General features: G+C 56.8%; 1 protein-coding gene. It reads left to right on the top strand.

Translation table 11 applies throughout. The annotated features are described in order from the left end of the window. Nucleotides 1–32: 32 nt before the first annotated feature. Nucleotides 33–982, top strand: a 950-nt coding sequence (locus tag RG2_RS31195; protein ID WP_072782929.1) for a beta-keto acid cleavage family enzyme, incomplete at its 3' end; no start/stop codon positions are given.

The raw sequence follows: 982 nt of genomic DNA, 5'->3' as shown, positions 1-982 counted from the left end.
TTTCTCAGCTCTCATCTGATTGGAGTTTTGTTATGCATTTTCACGATGATGCCTTGTTCCCGGAGGTTCAGGAGAAGCTTGTGATTACGGTTGCGCCGTATGGTCCGGAGTGGGAGCCGGACGATTTTGCGGAGGATCTGCCGTTGACGATGGACGAGCATGTTCAGACTGCGGTGGATTGCTACAACGCGGGTGCGACGGTGTTGCATATTCATGTTCGTGAGCTTGACGGTAAGGGTTCGAAGCGGCTTTCGAAGTTCAACGAGTTGTTGGGCCGTTTGCGTGAGGCTGTGCCGGAGATGATTTTGCAGGTGGGTGGGTCGATTTCGTTTGCGCCGGAAGGTGAAGGTGCGGATGCGAAGTGGCTTTCCGATGATGTGCGGCATATGTTGGCGACGTTGGATCCGGCTCCGGATCAGGTGACGATTGCGATCAATACGTCGCAGATGAACATCATGGAGTTGATGACCCCGGATGATATTGCGGGGACGTCGATGGAGCGTCCGGAGTTGGCGAATACGTATCGGGAGATGACGGTTCCGGCGGGTCCGGAGTGGGTGGCGGAGCATTTGCGTCGGTTGCAGGAGGCGGGTATTCAGCCGCATTTCCAGCTCTCGAGTATTCCGCAGCTCGAGACGGTGGAGCGGTTGATCCGCCGGGGGATCTATACGGGTCCGGTGAATTTGACGTGGGTGGCGATCGGTGGTGGGTTCGACGGTCCGAATCCGTACAACATGATGAATTTCGTTTCGCGGGTTCCTGATGGTGCGTGTCTGACGCTCGAGACGTTGATGCGCAGTGTGTTGCCGGTGAACACGATGGCGATCGCGATGGGGTTGCATGCGCGGTGCGGTAACGAGGACACGATTTGGGGCCGTAAGGGCGAGAAGATGACGTCGGTGCAGCAGATCGAGCAGTTGGTGCGTATTGCGGGTGAGTTGGGCCGTGAGGTGGCTACGGGTAAGGAAGCTCGCGATATTTA

Source organism: Rhodococcus globerulus NBRC 14531, assembly GCF_001894805.1.
In the GTDB taxonomy this organism is placed as follows: Bacteria; Actinomycetota; Actinomycetes; order Mycobacteriales; family Mycobacteriaceae; genus Rhodococcus_F; species Rhodococcus_F globerula.
Note: the sequence above shows the minus strand (reverse complement) of the source record. Positions and strands in the feature narration are given on the sequence as shown.